Annotated in this window: 16 protein-coding genes, 1 tRNA gene and 1 riboswitch; of the genes, 4 read left to right on the forward strand and 13 right to left on the reverse strand. The window is 48.5% G+C overall.

What is annotated here, in order from left to right:
- Positions 1-250: 250 nt before the first annotated feature.
- The 3 genes from PAEVO_RS16550 to PAEVO_RS16560 form a co-directional block, all read right to left on the reverse strand.
- On the reverse strand, positions 251-673 hold the full coding sequence (locus PAEVO_RS16550) for a DUF86 domain-containing protein (protein ID WP_100538521.1): 423 nt from the start codon (positions 671-673) through the stop codon (positions 251-253).
- Positions 674-717: 44 nt separating this feature from the next.
- Positions 718-1,005: a Dabb family protein gene (locus PAEVO_RS16555; protein ID WP_100538522.1), complete on the reverse strand. Its 288-nt coding sequence runs from the start codon at positions 1,003-1,005 to the stop codon at positions 718-720.
- 198 nt (positions 1,006-1,203) lie between these two features.
- Positions 1,204-2,640: an NAD(P)/FAD-dependent oxidoreductase gene (locus PAEVO_RS16560; protein ID WP_100539486.1), complete on the reverse strand. Its 1,437-nt coding sequence runs from the start codon at positions 2,638-2,640 to the stop codon at positions 1,204-1,206.
- A 75-nt stretch (positions 2,641-2,715) separates the two neighbouring features.
- Positions 2,716-2,815: riboswitch (purine riboswitch) on the reverse strand.
- Between the two features lie 288 nt (positions 2,816-3,103).
- Here PAEVO_RS16560 and PAEVO_RS16565 point away from each other — a divergent pair.
- Together PAEVO_RS16565 and PAEVO_RS16570 are read left to right on the forward strand one after the other, a co-directional pair.
- Positions 3,104-3,700: a helix-turn-helix domain-containing protein gene (locus PAEVO_RS16565; RefSeq protein WP_071223142.1), complete on the forward strand. Its 597-nt coding sequence runs from the start codon at positions 3,104-3,106 to the stop codon at positions 3,698-3,700.
- Positions 3,701-3,869: 169 nt separating this feature from the next.
- The gene (locus PAEVO_RS16570; protein WP_100538523.1) at positions 3,870-4,061 is read left to right on the forward strand and encodes a hypothetical protein; all 192 of its coding nucleotides are present in this window, start codon (positions 3,870-3,872) and stop codon (positions 4,059-4,061) included.
- Between the two features lie 132 nt (positions 4,062-4,193).
- Here the strand turns inward: PAEVO_RS16570 and PAEVO_RS16575 are convergent, their stop codons facing one another.
- The 3 genes from PAEVO_RS16575 to PAEVO_RS16585 all read right to left on the reverse strand — a co-directional run bounded on the left by PAEVO_RS16575 (position 4,194) and on the right by PAEVO_RS16585 (position 6,287).
- A complete protein-coding gene (locus PAEVO_RS16575; protein WP_243390803.1) occupies positions 4,194-4,889 on the reverse strand; it encodes a WD40/YVTN/BNR-like repeat-containing protein in 696 nt (231 codons plus the stop codon).
- A gap of 198 nt (positions 4,890-5,087) precedes the next feature.
- Positions 5,088-5,171, reverse strand: a tRNA-Leu gene (locus PAEVO_RS16580).
- A 135-nt stretch (positions 5,172-5,306) separates the two neighbouring features.
- Positions 5,307-6,287: a copper amine oxidase N-terminal domain-containing protein gene (locus tag PAEVO_RS16585; RefSeq protein ID WP_100538524.1), complete on the reverse strand. Its 981-nt coding sequence runs from the start codon at positions 6,285-6,287 to the stop codon at positions 5,307-5,309.
- Between the two features lie 223 nt (positions 6,288-6,510).
- Between PAEVO_RS16585 and PAEVO_RS16590 the strand changes: the two genes are divergently transcribed.
- The gene (locus tag PAEVO_RS16590; RefSeq protein WP_100538525.1) at positions 6,511-6,771 is read left to right on the forward strand and encodes a YczF family membrane protein; all 261 of its coding nucleotides are present in this window, start codon (positions 6,511-6,513) and stop codon (positions 6,769-6,771) included.
- Here PAEVO_RS16590 and PAEVO_RS16595 read toward each other — a convergent pair.
- Genes PAEVO_RS16595 through PAEVO_RS16605 form a run of 3 tightly spaced genes read right to left on the reverse strand, consistent with a single transcriptional unit; the run spans position 6,766 to position 10,826 of the window.
- The gene (locus PAEVO_RS16595) at positions 6,766-7,887 is read right to left on the reverse strand and encodes a GerAB/ArcD/ProY family transporter (protein ID WP_100538526.1); all 1,122 of its coding nucleotides are present in this window, start codon (positions 7,885-7,887) and stop codon (positions 6,766-6,768) included. The genes PAEVO_RS16590 and PAEVO_RS16595 overlap by 6 nt on opposite strands.
- 14 nt (positions 7,888-7,901) lie before the next feature.
- Positions 7,902-9,116, reverse strand: a complete 1,215-nt coding sequence (locus tag PAEVO_RS16600) for a Ger(x)C family spore germination protein (protein ID WP_100538527.1) — start codon at positions 9,114-9,116, stop codon at positions 7,902-7,904.
- Positions 9,117-9,137: 21 nt separating this feature from the next.
- Positions 9,138-10,826: a spore germination protein gene (locus tag PAEVO_RS16605; protein WP_100538528.1), complete on the reverse strand. Its 1,689-nt coding sequence runs from the start codon at positions 10,824-10,826 to the stop codon at positions 9,138-9,140.
- A 138-nt stretch (positions 10,827-10,964) separates the two neighbouring features.
- Here PAEVO_RS16605 and PAEVO_RS16610 point away from each other — a divergent pair, with 138 nt between their 5' ends.
- The gene (locus PAEVO_RS16610) at positions 10,965-11,648 is read left to right on the forward strand and encodes a lysoplasmalogenase (RefSeq protein ID WP_100538529.1); all 684 of its coding nucleotides are present in this window, start codon (positions 10,965-10,967) and stop codon (positions 11,646-11,648) included.
- A gap of 117 nt (positions 11,649-11,765) precedes the next feature.
- Here PAEVO_RS16610 and PAEVO_RS16615 read toward each other — a convergent pair whose 3' ends face one another.
- From PAEVO_RS16615 to PAEVO_RS16630, 4 genes are all read right to left on the reverse strand, one after another.
- Entirely contained in the window at positions 11,766-12,479 is a 714-nt protein-coding gene (locus PAEVO_RS16615) for an MgtC/SapB family protein (RefSeq protein WP_100538530.1), read from the reverse strand.
- A gap of 43 nt (positions 12,480-12,522) precedes the next feature.
- A complete protein-coding gene (locus tag PAEVO_RS16620) occupies positions 12,523-13,128 on the reverse strand; it encodes a glycerol-3-phosphate responsive antiterminator (protein WP_100539487.1) in 606 nt (201 codons plus the stop codon).
- A gap of 67 nt (positions 13,129-13,195) precedes the next feature.
- Positions 13,196-14,008 carry an HAD-IIA family hydrolase gene (locus PAEVO_RS16625; RefSeq protein ID WP_100538531.1) on the reverse strand — a complete coding sequence of 271 codons (813 nt, stop codon included), beginning with the start codon at positions 14,006-14,008 and terminating at the stop codon, positions 13,196-13,198.
- Between the two features lie 332 nt (positions 14,009-14,340).
- A complete protein-coding gene (locus PAEVO_RS16630; protein WP_100538532.1) occupies positions 14,341-16,104 on the reverse strand; it encodes a glycerol-3-phosphate dehydrogenase/oxidase in 1,764 nt (587 codons plus the stop codon).
- Positions 16,105-16,307 lie beyond the last annotated feature (203 nt).

Here is a 16,307-nt window from a genome sequence, read left to right on the forward strand (position 1 = left end):
CGACCGGGCGAATGCCTAGTCGCTTGATGCATTATAAGCAGCATGGGCTTGTCTTGACACAACATCGGCGTTTTTTTATTCCGGCACCGAAAAACCACGAGGATCCCCAAAGCTTCGGAACATGCCAGCGCTCGTAAGGAAGCCAACAAAAAACAGACCGTTCAAGGATTCCCTGAAGGTCTGTTATGGATGAATCGTATGGAAGAGCCCATGGCATCATGGGATATCTCTTAATTGTACTATACAAGCATCAGTACATCTCGTTTTTTAAATACTCACGGACATTTCCCGCAAACTGCTCCAGCACATCAGGCAGAATCGAGGTTAAAGAATGAAGCGCATGCCTGTCCCAATCATAGTAATCCTGTACAAGCGGTTTACGCAATCGTACCAGCTCAAGCAGCACCTTATGAACCTCTTCGGGGAACACCTTTTCCTCATGATTAATATCCATGATATCTTCATAGCTGCTGGCATCCCGCATAATAAATCCGTCAATCAAGTAGCTGCCGACATCCGTTACGACTTCGATCGCCAGATGAAGCGCACGCTCCTGAACCAAGCCCAGTACCAGGCCTCCGTCCCATGTTTGTGCCGCAGCACGCAACCCTTCCGCAATTTCGGGAATCGCGCTCAGGCGCCGTTCAATTTGTTCTTGATTCACATAATACACCGCAAATCTCCTCCAGCCTGTTGTTGTAAGGTCTATATCATTGCCTACACTTCAAAATCTACGCTAAGCGTATGATCTTTCACCGTATTAATGTATTGGATCACTTCCTGGTGAACAGGATGAACGGCATATGCTTGCAAATCTTCAAGATTGTCCACTTCAACGATCAAAGCCAAATCATATGAGCGCTCGGAGCGAATAACATCGGCACCCGCCTCAAGGGATCTTAGCATCGGAATCTTGCCATCCATATCACGCAGCACCTGAACCGTCTTCTTAATATTCTCGGCGGATGAGTCCTTCAGTTTGAAAAAAACAATATGTTTAATCATCGTCCGTTCCTCCATCTCTAGCATTTATGTAAATCTTTCGTATCTATCATACCCCGTTCGTCCGGAAAAAGAAATCGCTCCCACCAACATATCGGACATATCAGCTGCGCCAGATCTAACCAAATAGGAGCACCGTCTGGCTTACACCAGAATGTGCTCCAAAAATCAGCATTCTATTTAAGGGAACAACCGCTGCAATCACGAACTTAATGGGTTCAGCATGTTCTGGGCAATCCAGACGCCGGCGGCTCCCGCCTGAGCAAGCCCCCTGGTAATTCCGGCGCCATCCCCGCCACAGTATAGCCCCTTGATTTCCGTCTCGAAGGACTCCGACAGCTTCGGCCTTGCGGAGTAGAACTTTGCCTCCACCCCGTAGAACAGCGTGTGCTCCGACGCAATCCCCGGTGTGACTTTATCAAGGGCTTCGACCATCTCGATCAGGCTTTTCATGGTATTGTACGGCAGCACCAAGCCAAGATCACCAGGAACGGCCTCCTTCAGCGTCGGCTCCAGAAATCCTTCGCGAATTCGGCCTTCGGTGGATCTCCGGCCACGGAGCACGTCGCCGTATTTCTGTACAATGACCCCGCCGCTGGATAGATCGTTAGCCCGCTTGCAAATTTCACGCGCATATTCATTAGGCTTGTCAAACGGCTCCGTAAACTTATGGGATACGAGCAGCGCAAAGTTTGTATTGGCTGATCCCAATGCCGGATCTTTATAAGAATGGCCATTGGCTGCCATAACTCCGCTATGGTTCTCAACCACAACATGACCGGAAGGATTGCTGCAGAACGTACGCACCCGGGTTCCAACCGAGGTGTTAAAGATGAATTTGCCTTCATACAAATGCTCATTGATCTCGCGCATGACCACATCCGAGGTTTCCACCCGAACGCCCACGTCTACTTGGTTATTATGCATTTTCAATCTGCGTTTTTTAAGTATGCCGGTCAACCAGGCAGACCCGTCGCGGCCGGGAGCAATCATCACCAGATTCGCCTCATGGACCTCTCCGCCCTTCATCGCAATGCCGGTGACGCGGTGAGTTCCGTCTTCTTTGACGGTAACAATGTCCTCGACTTCCGCCCGGAAAGCCATATCAATTCTAGTCTTCAAATATTCATATATCGACTTCAGAATCTCCAAATTCTGCTCGGTTCCAAGATGTCTTACCTGAGCACGCAGCAGCTTCAGGCCTGCTGCGTATCCACGCTGTTCAATATCCCGGATCGCATTTGTTGTCGGGTCCGTAATGGCGGGTGTCGCTCCATGCTCCAGATTGATAGCGTCGACATATTGGATGAGCTCCATGACTTTGGAGCCGGGCAAATAATCGGTCATCCAGCCGCCAAACTCCGTGGTGATGTTGAATTTGCCGTCGCTGTATGCGCCCGCCCCACCAAATCCGGCTGTTATCGAGCAGGCCGGCAAACAACCGGCAAATTCCTTACGTCCTACTGCCGGTGGACAGAGCTTAATCTTCTCCTCCAGGATCGGACAGCTTCTCCGGTAAATATCATGTCCCTTGTCAACCAGCAGCACCTTGCTTCCTGGTGACTTCAATGTCAGTTCATAACAAGCGAAAATACCGGCCGGACCGGCACCCACAACGATAACATCATATTTGCTCATCATATCCCCCTGTGTGTTTGACTGTCGCTTCTGCACACCGCTTCTGGACACAAAAAAATCCTGCTTCGAATAGGTATGCTTGCGCATCCTATTCGTAGTCAGGAATTTAAGGTCCCTTGTAGAAACCCCTGAACCTTATTTTCAGGGATATACGAATAAGCTTCTTTGTTCTTCATCAACCATAGTTAATATAAAACGGATTTACGAATGAGTCAATAGATAATTCGTTTATCGTTCGGATTTGACTCCATACATCCTCGTCTATAACCTCTTTCCCCTCTATAAATATCATGAAAAAGCGAACGATACATCAAAATAATCAATCCAACAGGTAGGTCTATCGGACCATTACATCCGACTTATAAATCAGGTAACAACGAAATGGAAACAATTGTTTGATGATTGGCTATTGAAAAGTGAGTGTCGAATATTGTAGTATTGTGTTAAAAAAATCGGAGGAATTATGCCTACACAACTGCAGCAAGAAAAACACTCCATTGAGGCGTGGTCCCTGATCAATCGTAAATATTTGGGGAAAGGTGTGCGAGTCAAGCGCTTTCGCCGGCCGACCCGCTGCCAAATTCGCAACCGCGTCCTACTAGCCGTACTTATGGCCAACGATATCAAATTGTCGCAATTGGCCGAGGAACTGGGAGTATCCTCCCGTAGTGTCAGCGCCTGGGTATATGAGGGACGCGTTCCCGGTAAAAACAACCTGGAGAAGGCCTGTGACTACTTGGGTTATCCCCGCCACATTCTCTTCAGGGAAGAACTGCTGGACAAGTCACCTTTAATCTGTCAGCCGGCGCCTTCCCGTTTCATGAAACGCACCCTGACACGATCACCAGTTAGCAATCGGATTCTGACAGGTCTGTGCATGGTTCATGATTTGTCGGTAAGCGATGTCAGCCGCTGGATCGGCGTTCATCCCGGCACATTCCGCAAATGGCTGCACCAGGGCACCGTGCCGTCAGCAGCGTTCCAGGAAAAAGCGGAACAGTTCTTCCGTATCCCTAAATCTGTTCTATTCGCAGATTGCGCATTAAAGCAAAATTCCTAATTGAAGTTGCACGTTATATTATAACCATACTTACTATTCAACCAATGCTCAGCTTGCCGGGTCGATCCGGCTAAGCCGGGCTTATTTTCTGTTACGGCATATTTCGAGATGATCAGGGAATACAAGTAACATTCCGTTTGCATCATCCAACAATTGAGGTGACAGAAAGATGACGCTACGTCAAAAGCAAATTGGTGCTGCATTGGGATTGCTGGCCGGAACAACCATGGGAAGCGGTTTTGGATTCCTGCTGGGCTGGCACTCCTTGAATCTGATCGTCCTGGTGGTCCTCTTCGGTTTATTCGGAGTAACGGCTGGTCTTTGGCTAGGCTCCCGAATGATATTCAAAGAGTTGCCTTAATGAACGATACGATTCATCGTTCTGCCTCTTCCTCGCTGAGAATGGAGGCAGAACCACAAAAAGAAGACCGGAGATTCCGGCCTTCTTTGTTATTCATTCGTTATGGGGCCTCGCAGAAACAACATATAACGGTCAAGACACAGCAGCGCCTTCGTTCCTGGGAGCTTCAGCAGCTTCATCGGTGATAGCTCCCGTGGCAGGGCGGCCGACAGTCGTATCCGGTATATCCTGGTTGATCCAAGTTTTGCCTCCGTCCTCGGTTTTGGCTTGACCGCTGAATCCCGTTTCAGGCGATGTGAAATGGAGAAATCCGGCATTCGGCGTGCTTCCAATCCGAATCCACGTCTCCCCGCCATCCATAGTGCGGTACAGATCGTTATTCTCCATCACCGTCCACGCCTGCTTACCATTCAGCGCGAAGATTTGACGTACGGTGCCTTTCGGCTGAGCTTGAACCTCCCATTCCGTACCACCGTTATCACTAAAAGCAATCCAGCCTTCTCCGCCAATCCAGCCCGAGCTATGATTAATGAGCCGGACCGCCGTCACATCCGCTAAATCCACATCGGGCTCAGCGGCCTGATGATCTGGAGTAACGTCCGTATCCTCATCCGGTTCTGCAACAGCACCGCTTCCCGCGGCGTCATCGTCTTCTGAGCCGGATGAGGGCTCTGTCTCCGGGGCATCCTCATTCGAAGAATTCACCGATTGCTCCGGTACCGGAAGCTCAGCCGTATTCCCCTCATCCGTCGATTGACATCCAACAGACAAACTAACGACAACAAGCAGCAACAAAATAAAGCTAAGCCCTTTTCGAGGTTTTATCACAGGATCACACCCCTTGTATTCATAATAACCAGCCAGTAATGCTAACAGGTCTTATATTATAAATCCAACTCCATCGAATTTACCCTAAAGCTGAACGGTTCCTCTTGTTTAGTATAACGCGATTTCCACATGAAGAGGAACGAAAAAAGCTGTTCTTCAAGTTAAATTTCCACTTGAAAAACAGCTTTGCTTCATAGATGCGGTCGAGAGGACTCGAACCTCCACGGGGGTTAGCCCACACGGACCTGAACCGTGCGCGTCTGCCAATTCCGCCACGACCGCATGTTATGTAAGTCGTGATCGAGTTGATCACCGTAATTAAGAGTATATTACGCCCAGAGTTAAAAAGCAAGCATTTTTTTAAAAAAAATGTCGAAACCATCAAACTATATATGGTTTCGACAGCTCAAGTTGATCTCAGATGGTCCATTGATCATGTATGACGCCAGATAACACCCAGTTCTCCCCATCTTGTTCAAATACAAGCCGGAGGCTTTCCCAATCCATCCCCGCATAATCAGGATGAACTCCATCGAAGTAATACTCGACGATGACAGCTCCCTTATACTGGCTGCTTGCATTGTTCACCGTATTTCCTTCGCTCTTGGATTGGTTGTAACCGATCCATGGCGCTGCGGCAAAATAGCGGGTATAGATGAATTTATTAAAATAGTTCTCAAAATTCATCGAGATTGGTTCTCCGCTGCCATCATACTCACCCCATCGGTATAAGGTATCGTGGTTAAATCCCTTCCTCAGCTGCTGCTTGCCAAGTGTGACATCCTTCTGCCGGTCAACATGCGCATAAGGGGAAAAAGTGATCCCGTTTGGATGAGCGAGCTCTGCAAGCTTTTCAAAATCCTTGTTTTTCAAAAATGTCATCGCTTGATCACTCATCTTGGACAGAACTGCTTCTGCCTCCTTCGGTGTGAGTAACGGATAGATCATAGCTTCTTTAGCCTGGTTATTCCAAACAACCTTACCTCCCAGACCCTCTGCCGAGAATCGGAGGGGGATATAAATACGTCCCTCCTTGAGCAGAGGCGGGGCATCCAGGGTCACAGCTTTGCCGTCTTTCATGGCATGATTCTGCCCCACGGTGTAACTCGTTGTATGTGTGCCATTACTTACAATGGCCGTCTGCTTGGCTTGGTCCCAACGCACTTCGGCTCCCATCGCTGTTGAAATGCCGCGGAAAGGCACCATCACCCTGCCGTTATGAATAAAGGGAGGTGATTCCAGCAGAAGTCGGCCTCCATTCACCCGAACTTCGATAGGTCCACCTGAGGATGTGTCCGCAGCCCAAGCTTCTCCCCCATATGCCACGGAACCGGTCATCCCTAACACTACCGCCACGATCCCAGCCAGCAGCCTTCTCACGCCTTGACGTTTCTTCATCACAAACTCTCCCCTCCTAAAGCCCGGTTCACTATCTATTTTCATTATATAAGATCTATAACCCTTAGGCCCATCTATAAACGGATTTACTATACTTCTGTCCCAGCCGTCTCGATTGGATAAAAACTCTCCACTGTATGTTTATTCAATAAACCCTTCATACTAATACAACGTTGTCATGGATTGGCGTGTCATAAACCATATGAAATGTGAGGAAATAACGATGTATATCAAAAAATATGCGATCATCCTGCTGTTAGGCTCCCTCTGCCTTTCTTATACCGTGCTTACAGATTGTCTGTTCGGGTTCCCATGGTATAACTTTATCATCAACTGGCAGTTTACTCTATTCTCCATCATAGAGAAGCTAACGGTTACGGTGCTGCTATGTCTCCTGATCCTTCCCGATTGTTATCGGGCATTCAAAAATAAAAAGCCCCGTGATTCAAACCAAAGTCCTGGAAACGCGGGACAAGGTTCATGAATCGGAGCTAGATTCGGACTTTGCCTTTCCCTCAGAACTTACCCTGCGTATCAAACCGATCAGGACAAGCAGCAAGGGCACTGCGATTGAAAATATAGGGAGAACCGTATATAGATGTTGGCTTCCTTTCATAAGATGCTCGCTATACGAGCGGGCGAGAATCATCGAATTACCGAGCATGATCAAAGCGAAAGGATAAATCAATTTTTGATAGGGAATGTTGAACAGCTCGGATGCAGAGATCAATGCAGCATAATAATACAGACTTATTTTGAAAAAGACACCAATAATTAGAACCATCACGATCAGAATTTCCGTCCGCTCAATGAACTCCGAAATATTGGCTTTTCCGACCATCGTCAGCAGTGGAAAAACCGAACGCTCCGTGATGTTGTCCCCAAGCACAGAAATGGTAACGGCAGAGGTTAGCGCCAGCATCATTCCGCTGAATAAAATAGCCAGATACCCTGCCTTAATCCCGCTCTTCTGCTGGCTCAGATGCGGAAGGAGGACCGTAGCAACGATCAACTCCCCAAACGGAAAATTCATATTTTTTTTCAATACAGATTCAATGATGGGTTGTATGCCGTTACCCAGAACAGGAAGCAAGCGATGGACTTCCACGATCGATGAAAATACGATAACCAGGGCGCTGAATACGCTGATCAGCAGAACAATCGCCAAGAAGATCAAAGCGGTACGCCCAAGCACCTCCAAACCTTGATGAAGCACAAAAGCAACGGTCATCACCATGATCAGATTGACAATGAGGAGGGGTGTCTCCTTAAGGGCTGCCGAAGCCATTACCAATAACCCTCCGTCCACGATATCTCTGGAGCCTGTATACAGATAAAACACGCAGTAGGATACCCCCACCAATCCCCCTAAATATTTCCCAAGCAATATTCGATAATAAACCGTCGGCAAATGATCAGGAAACATGGAGTATAAGTAAACATTCAGCGAATACATCATCGTCCCGATTACCATGCCAATCAGCAGCCCAATCCACGAATCCTTACCAGCCTGCAGCCCCATGTTCACCACAAGTGTTGTTCCGAACTGAAACAGTACCAGCAACGAGAAGAACTGCAGCGGACTGATTTTCACCTTCACTTTTCAGCTCTCCTTTACTGGGTCTTCATGTTGTATTTAAAGGATCGATCTCTTGTCTGTGAGTTACGCACAACGGATTTCACATGATATTCCACTTCCAATTGCGGAAAGATAACATCCCATCGCCCCTTCATCTTGTGCCAAGCTTCGGGTCTGGCGCGCTCTACCGTTTGGCCGAATTCCAGGATATCGCTGTTCGCTTCCTGGCACTTTTTCACGGCTAATTTCAGAATGTGAGCCACCTCTTGGTTAGCGGCTGCTTCAATCGTTCTCATCGAATCCGGATTCCGCAGGTCGATGTCGCTCATCACTTCCCGGATCGAGTAGTTAAGTTCGACGAATATGTGGATAACAGGTTGAATCGGATCTTTAAACTTCGCTTCCAGCCGGGTCTTTGATCGCATCACGTCCAATGCAATTTCGCCCTGTCCATTTTCAAGTTTTATATTTAATGGCGTTGCTTGCATTTTGTTCTTGATCCACACGGTTCCCTTGCTCTCTTCCTTGGTCATCCAATCTTTAAGTTTGTCGCCCTTAAAAATAGCCAGATTGGAGATAACGCCCAGACCCGCGCTCTCCGAACTTTCAAGATTGGATTTCTTTACGGCTCGCTGCGCATCACCTTCGATGAAAACGCCGTTAATGACAGGCCCGCCACCGGGAACGAGCAGATCCCGAATGACATCATCCACCTCTACACGGAAGTTCTCGCTTAATTGTCTCGAGGTTAACTCAATCTTCTGTACAAGCGCGAAGGCCGTAATCTTCCCGATGGGCGTCAATACAGCAACCACGTCTTCCGCCCTTTGCCCTTCTGCGGCCACCAATATTTCGGTCGTCAATCGAATATCGGAATCGCGGTCCAAATAGTCGAATAGATCGATAATTCCGTTTCTTGCCACCTCGTCGGATATAACAATTAATCCCGTGTGGGCAAGCGAAATGATACGCGGTACTTTTCGAGACGTATTTCGCAGCGCTTCGATGATCGTTTTTCCGGATGCTTTGTATATGGATGTCGGTGTCGCTCCCCTGCCCGTTTTGCCGGATATTTCATCCGCAATGATGGTCTGGAAGGAAATCATATATTGCTGCTCTTCTGCCTTCCAGTCAATGCCGATACCGGCAACAATGGCCCGCTTATTCAATTCAGTCGCATCCCAGCAGCCCGTTATCGTACTTAGGCAGCAGCATAGGAGGACGATAACCCACCATCTGTATCTGCACATATCCCGGCCACACCCCTAACGTTATTTACGATTGGCCTCAGCGGCTGGAACAGCCGTATTTCGGTCCCCGGCACTACTGTTATCCCTCTCGGCATTCCGGTAGTGTAAACCGGATGTATTCCCAGCTTCCTGCGATGCAACTGCCCCCGAAGCACCTTTTTGTCGACTGCTGCCTGAATGAGTTGCGGACAAGGCTTCCGCTTGGAGCGACTTGAAAGGCATACGGATGACAGCGTCTTTTTGATTCCGTAATCGGAAAGGGCTGATCGGCGATAGATAGGGAACTCCGAACGAACGGAGACTATTCATATGGGCAACCAGAATGATTAATCCCAGCGTCAGCCCGTAAAATCCGAACATGCCGGCCAGTATCATAAAAGCAAACCGTATTAAGCGTCCGGCGATAGACAGGTTATAGGCTGGTATGGCAAAGCTTGCAATACCGGTCAAAGCCACGACAATGACCATGGCTGGCGTAATCAGCCCGGCTTCAACGACTGCCTGTCCCAAAATCAAAGCACCGACAACCGAGACGGTCTGCCCGATGGCTCTAGGCATCCTCACCCCGGCCTCACGCAGAATCTCAAATACGATTTCCATCAGCATCGCTTCGACAAAGGCGGGAAACGGAACCCCTTCCCGTTGAGCAACCAAACTGATTAGCAATAAGGTTGGCACCATTTCGTAATGGAAGGTAGTTAGGGCTATATAAACCGATGGACCCAAGATCAATATAATAAAACTGAGATAGCGGACAATCCGCATCACAATCGCAATATCAAATCGCTGTGCATAATCTTCGGGTGATTGGAAGAAGTGAACAAATAAGGTTGGAAGGACCAGAACGAAGGGGGTACCATCAACCAGGACAATGATCCTTCCCTCCAGCAATTTACTGGCGGCATCATCGGGACGCTCCGTATTGTAGATCGTGGGAAAAGGGGTTACCGTTTTGTCCTGTATAAATTCTTCAATATAAGCCGATTCCAGAATACCTTCAATCTCAATGCCATTCAGCCGTTCTTTAATCTCCTTTACGATCCCGGGATCTGCTTTTCCCTTCACATACATAAGAGCAACGTGGGTATGGGTTACGGTGCCAATTTTCATAGTCTCGAGCCAGAGATCGGGGGATTTCATCCTCCGCCGGATAAGGGATATGTTGGTGGCTATGGACTCCACGAAGCTATCCTTGGGTCCGCGAACAACAAGCTGGGAGGTCGGCTCGGTAACGGATCGCCATTCCCCGCCCTGCGTCCCCGCCACGATGGCTTTCTCAGCACCTTCCAGCAGGATCACCGTATCCCCGGACAGAATGGCCAGCATCATGTCGTTCCATTCGGTCATTATTTTGGATTCGCCCATTGACAGCCCATCCTTCATGATTTTGTCCAGGAAGGCATCGGGTCCCTCACCCTTACATAAATCGGGGGTTAAACGCAGGAGGGAATCCATTACGAAATGGTTGACCATCTCAGGATCGCTGAGCCCGTTCAAGTATACAATGGCGCAGTTCTCCTCCGGTTGACCGCCCAGCTTCAAACGCCGGGTAACAATATCCGGGCTATCCCCGGACTCGGTCCGTATGCGATTAAGCAGCTCTTGTATATGGCCTGAAATCACGGATGACCCTGACTTCGGGGATACCGCCTGCTCCTCTGATTTCTTGGCGGGAGCCGGGCGGCGGTTACGAGATCGGTAGCGTATCATGTCGGGTACCCCCATTCTTCAGTTAACTCCATTATTTGCTTTACATTCCTTTTTCATGCGGAGAGAAGAAAGAGGGATTGGGACGCTGCAAGAAGAATTGTCTAACATTAAGATTACATACGCATAGGAGGACTGTATTTGAAACGATACATGTTGCCATTGATCATCCTGATTATGAGTTTGCTTTATATTTTCTTCATTCCATCCGAACCCTTGGTCATGAAACTGCTGTTCAAGCTCATTCCGATGTGGCTCATCATCCTGTTTGCCTATCGGCAATTCCCGCCCCATGCCTCTAAGGTTCACTATCTGCTGTTAACAGGACTGTTCTTCTGCATGATCGGTGACGGGACGCTCATCTGGTTTGTTGTCGGTCTTTCTGCCTTTCTGATCGGACATCTGTTCTATACGGCCGGCTTCTTGGGACAGTGGCGTTATTCAGGTCCTCGCCTACTTAGCATCGTTCCGATTGCAGGCTATTCGGTTTGGATGGGCATCCAGTTGGTGTCTTCGCTCAAATCGAATGGAGAACAGGCTTTGATTATTCCTGTCATCGCTTATATCACTGTCATTTCATTCATGCTCTGGACAGCCATCATGACCGGGAATCGATATGCGATGGTTGGAAGCCTGCTCTTTGTCATCTCGGACTCGATCTTGTCCTGGAACATGTTTGTTGCCGATATCCGCTTTTCGAACATATGGATCATGACCACGTATTACGCAGCCCAGTTCCTGATTGCCAGCAGCATCCCGGCTTTTGATAGCCCTCAAGCAAAGGCCTTAGGAAGCTCGTCCCTGAATACATCTGCCGCCCCATAGAAGACGAAAAAAGGGCTGAGTCCGGTTCCACCCGGGCTCAGCCCTGTCCAGCATATATAGTCCAATCACAGGACCTGACCATGTATCATTAACACATCAAACAAATCCGATAAGCTCTTAATCTCGCCAGTTCATGCGAACCTGCTTAATTCCCTCTACCTGCCACAATTGCTCGAACAATCCGTTAATTCCCTTGCTGTTAAAAGAATACACCCGGAATTCCATCGTCACCTTGGTCGAATCGTCTTCCGTCGTATCATTATTCACGATCATGCCTTCCACCGTCATATTTGCCTTTTGCAGCAATTCGGTAATGGTGCTCACATGAACCGGACGGTCTCCAGCCTCAATGATGATCTTCAAACTGCCTGACTTTTTGATAAAGAGAAATTTCGATTCCAATTTATTCAACACCAGCGTGCTGACCAGAACAATCGCTGTCGTTATGATCGCGGGCCAGTAAAAACCGGAGCCGACACTTAAACCGATAGCCGCTGCTACCCATAGGGTTGCCGCCGTGGTAAGACCTGAAATGATATGATTGGAACGCCGCAATATAGCCCCCGCACCAAGAAAACCGATACCGCTTACAACTTGTGCCGCCAGCCGGGCAGGATCAAACCTCGCATTGGGATGATTGATCAGTGCAGAATCAAAACCGTAAATGGAAGTCAGCATAATCAGCGTTGATCCGACAGCCACCAAGAGATGGGTTTTTAAACCGGCCTGCTTATTTCTGCGTTCCCGCTCCCAACCGATTAAACCGCCAAGCAATGCAGCGAACAGCAGCCGCATCAGCATGGTCTCCGTATCCAGTTGAAACACATCCATTCCCTAATCTCCACCCATCTTAGTCATGTAAGGCGGCTCTTCGCTATACCATATGTTCATCCTGCCAGCGCCACAGCTCTTTGCTGGAAGTGGATATGCCGATTACACCGCTCTTCAAAGCTGTATCAAAATCCTCCAAATCGATCATGAGTCCTCCTGCGATGACGGGCACGTCCACCTCTGCACGAATCCGTTCCATGATCCGCTGACACACCATGCCCGGCAACACTTCAATAGCATCCGGATTAGAGGCCTTAATCATCTTGATCCCGTTGTCCAGGGAAACGGAATCGAATACAAACAGACGCTGAACCGTTAACAAGCCCAGTTTCTTCGCTTCTACAATCGCCGTGTTTTTTGTCGTGACAATACCGTCAATGCCAACCTTTTCAGCTAAATACTTAACCCCCGTTTTGTCTTTACCGATTCCCTCGATCAGATCAAAATGCACAAACGAGAGCTTGCCCGCCTCCCGAATCTGCTCGACGATCGATTCGATGATAAAAATATCGGTCTTAAGAATAAACACGATGTTCGATTCGGTCGCTAATACAGCAGGAAGTTCCTCGGCATTCATTAATGAAGTAATAATGGGCTTACGCTTCAAGCAATACGAAATTCGTTGTGCACCTTCAACACTGGTTTTCATATTTTCACCTCGTTGCCGCAGCAACATCTCCAATTCTCCCGTTGCCCCGGCATATTTTTGTAAATCATCATGACTTTGCTTCGTCTGCCTGCTTCACGGCAGAACCGCTGAGATAAATATCGTAGACCGAATTCAACACATAGGTGGGCTTCACGCTGCTGTCCATCAGATCGTCCCTGCTCGATACCCCGGTCAGCACCATTGCCGTACTCATCCCTGCCTGATTTCCCATCTTGATATCCGTCTCCAGCCGATCCCCTGACATCAGACAATCTTCCGCCTTCACTCCCAAAATATCAAGAGCCGTCAGTGCCGTCAAGACGGAGGGCTTGCCCATGACGGTCGTAATTGTGATGCCGGCAGTGCCTTCGATGGCACCGATCATGCCGCCGCAATCCGGGACATCGCCGCCAGGCATCGGACATGTTCGATCCGGGTGGGTGGCAATCACTTCGGCGCCCCGTTTAATCGCCTGATAGGCAAAATCCAGATGACGGTAGTGAAAATCCCGATCCCACGACACAACCACAACGTCGGTTTCCTCCGGCGATGATGCGAATCGTATTCCATTGTCCAACAGCTCGTTCTTCAATATTTCCTCACCAATGACATACACATTTGCGCCGGGATGATGTTTCTGAAGATAATGAATCGTAACGAGCGCAGGATTCAATATATGATTCAGTTCCACTTGAATGCCAAGCTTCCTTAATTTCTTCAAATAGTTTTCCCTGGAATCTATCGTTTTGTTGGTCAAAAACAATAGCTTCTTATTCAGTCCCTGCAAATAATGAATGGTCTCCACCGCACCATCAATGGCCTCAGCCCCAAGATAGATCGTACCGTCCAAATCAAAAATATACCCTGAATAATGATCCATATTTCGTTCTCCTCTGCATGTTCAATCTGTATTTTCGCCCGTAAACGTAAATTGGACATGTTCTGGTCAGATCAGTTCTGTTGGACCCACAGTCCCCATCCGTAAAGTATACATATGATGGTGTCATGTCCTTTAGTCCTTTGGACAAGCAGTTCCACGCGGATACAAAAAAATGAGAAGCACTTTGCATTGAAAAAGCCTTCACTCATGACAAATGAAAGATTCTCGTTATGCAAAGGGCTTCTCATCATCTCTGCCCAGCTCTATAACTTTATATGGTTATACTACATCCACATTTTACATTTGACAAGATGATCCTCGTAAATAAAATCCTATCGATTCATCGCCGACATGGCGGTGGATTGCTCGGCTTCCTCGTCGGAGCGCGATTCGGTTACGCCTTCCCGATCCGGCGAATCCGTAAACCGTTCCATCCTGATGCCTTCCGCCATCCCCCATGCCAACTGCAATTGATCCTGCAGCAGCTCCCACTGCCTGTCGACTTCCTCATGATTCCATTCTAAATATTCTCGCATAAGCCTCATCACGGGTGCTATGATTCGCTCGGTTTTTTGCCGGTCAAATAATATCCAGCCTGTTCTTCTTAACAGAAAATCCACTGCGGTCATCGTCATCTCATAGTCGATGGAATACTCGATTTCCGCACGTAACAATCGAGACTCGATCGTATCTGCTTCCTGCGAAGAGACACCGATCCGGTTCATCAGTTCCATCGTATTGGAGCCGTACCTGTTCATGAGGGTCACTATATCTTTAGGCCTGATGCCGAGGGATTCACCCTGCTTGATTAACTTCTTCCGAACCTCTTCATAGGTGAGGCCGTTCAGGTCGCCTCCGCTGATAGGAACCCGATCCGTCGTACAAGGAGGATAAATGGTGCCATCAGCGTCTTGAAGCTGTCTGGCTGCAAGGTTCACCACCTTTTCGGCCATTTTCCGGAATCCGGTCAGCTTTCCGCCTGCAATGGTGATCAATCCGGAATCGGATATAAACATCTCATCTTTTCTCGATATTTCCGAAGGACCTTTTCCTTCCTCGCGGACGAGTGGCCGTAACCCCGACCATCCGGATTCGATATCGTCCGGCTTCAGCCTTGCTTCCGGGAAGGCATGATTTACCGCATCGATGAGATACCGCCGATCCTCCTCGGTAATACCGGGCGTCTCAATCGCCCCCTCATACACGGTATCGGTCGTTCCGATGTAGGTCTTGCCCTCTCTTGGAATGACAAAAATCATTCTGCCACCCGGCACATCGAAATAAGCAGCCTGCCGTATCGGAAGCTTGGCATGATCCACCACCAGGTGAACGCCTTTTGTTAAGAGCAGCCGCTTTCCCTTGAGCGAGTTATCCTTGAGTCTGATCTGATCCACCCATGGCCCGGCGGCATTGATGATTTTTTTGGCGCATATCGTATAGGTCTTACCACTCACTTGGTCTTCTACGTGAGCCCCTACTACTTTTCCTCCCCGATACATGAATTCCTGGACTTTGGCGTAATTCGCGATGAGCGCTCCCTTGGCCCTTGCAGACTTCATCACTTCAACCGTTAATCGCGCATCATCGGTTCGGTATTCATAATAATAACCGGAACCTTTCAATCCCTCCTTTCGAAAGAGCGGTTCAAGGGTTAGGGTACTCTCACGCCGGAACATCTTCCGCCGTTCACTGCGTTTGACCCCCGCCAGCCAATCGTACAGATACAACCCGATCGCGCTGGCAAGATATCCATACGTGCCTTTTTTATAAATTGGGAGCAGCATGGGAATTGGCTCCACCAGATGTGGAGCGCTCCGGTGAAGCAGTGCCCGTTCAGAACCCACTTCACGTACTAAGCCGATCTCTCCTTGCTTCAGATACCGAAGACCGCCATGAATCAGCTTCGTTGATCTGCTGCTTGTTCCCGAAGCAAAATCATTCATTTCCACCAATCCGACGCTCATCCCTCTGCAGCTGGCGTCCCAAGCAATTCCCGCACCCGTGATACCGCCGCCAATCACCAGCACATCCAGCTTTTTTGCCGACATGCCCTGCAAATATTGGGTCCGCATCTTGGCGGATAAGCTTGTGTCCACCTGACATTCTCCCCTCTGAATTTAAAATAAAGAACCTATTTCATAATAAGAAAAAGAACCGCTTCTGCTAGGAATGCATACCAAATACAGTACGCATTTAAGCAAAAGGGTTCTCCGTTATCTCCGCCACTTTATGCAATAAATATGATTATTCATTATAGGTTGCTTTTATACTTATGTCTACATGGAGCCTATTCAGAACC

The organism is Paenibacillus sp. GM2FR (assembly GCF_002803325.1).
Lineage (GTDB): Bacteria > Bacillota > Bacilli > Paenibacillales > Paenibacillaceae > Paenibacillus_AQ > Paenibacillus_AQ lautus.

Coding starts and splice junctions, on each gene's coding strand:
- PAEVO_RS16555 (WP_100538522.1), bottom strand. CDS start 1,005: ATGATTAAACATATTGTTTTTTTCAAACTGAAGGACTCATCCGCCGAG.
- PAEVO_RS16560 (WP_100539486.1), bottom strand. CDS start 2,640: ATGAGCAAATATGATGTTATCGTTGTGGGTGCCGGTCCGGCCGGTATT.
- PAEVO_RS16565 (WP_071223142.1), top strand. CDS start 3,104: ATGCCTACACAACTGCAGCAAGAAAAACACTCCATTGAGGCGTGGTCC.
- PAEVO_RS16570 (WP_100538523.1), top strand. CDS start 3,870: ATGACGCTACGTCAAAAGCAAATTGGTGCTGCATTGGGATTGCTGGCC.
- PAEVO_RS16585 (WP_100538524.1), bottom strand. CDS start 6,287: ATGAAGAAACGTCAAGGCGTGAGAAGGCTGCTGGCTGGGATCGTGGCG.
- PAEVO_RS16590 (WP_100538525.1), top strand. CDS start 6,511: ATGTATATCAAAAAATATGCGATCATCCTGCTGTTAGGCTCCCTCTGC.
- PAEVO_RS16600 (WP_100538527.1), bottom strand. CDS start 9,116: ATGTGCAGATACAGATGGTGGGTTATCGTCCTCCTATGCTGCTGCCTA.
- PAEVO_RS16605 (WP_100538528.1), bottom strand. CDS start 10,826: ATGATACGCTACCGATCTCGTAACCGCCGCCCGGCTCCCGCCAAGAAA.
- PAEVO_RS16615 (WP_100538530.1), bottom strand. CDS start 12,479: ATGGATGTGTTTCAACTGGATACGGAGACCATGCTGATGCGGCTGCTG.
- PAEVO_RS16620 (WP_100539487.1), bottom strand. CDS start 13,128: ATGAAAACCAGTGTTGAAGGTGCACAACGAATTTCGTATTGCTTGAAG.
- PAEVO_RS16625 (WP_100538531.1), bottom strand. CDS start 14,008: ATGGATCATTATTCAGGGTATATTTTTGATTTGGACGGTACGATCTAT.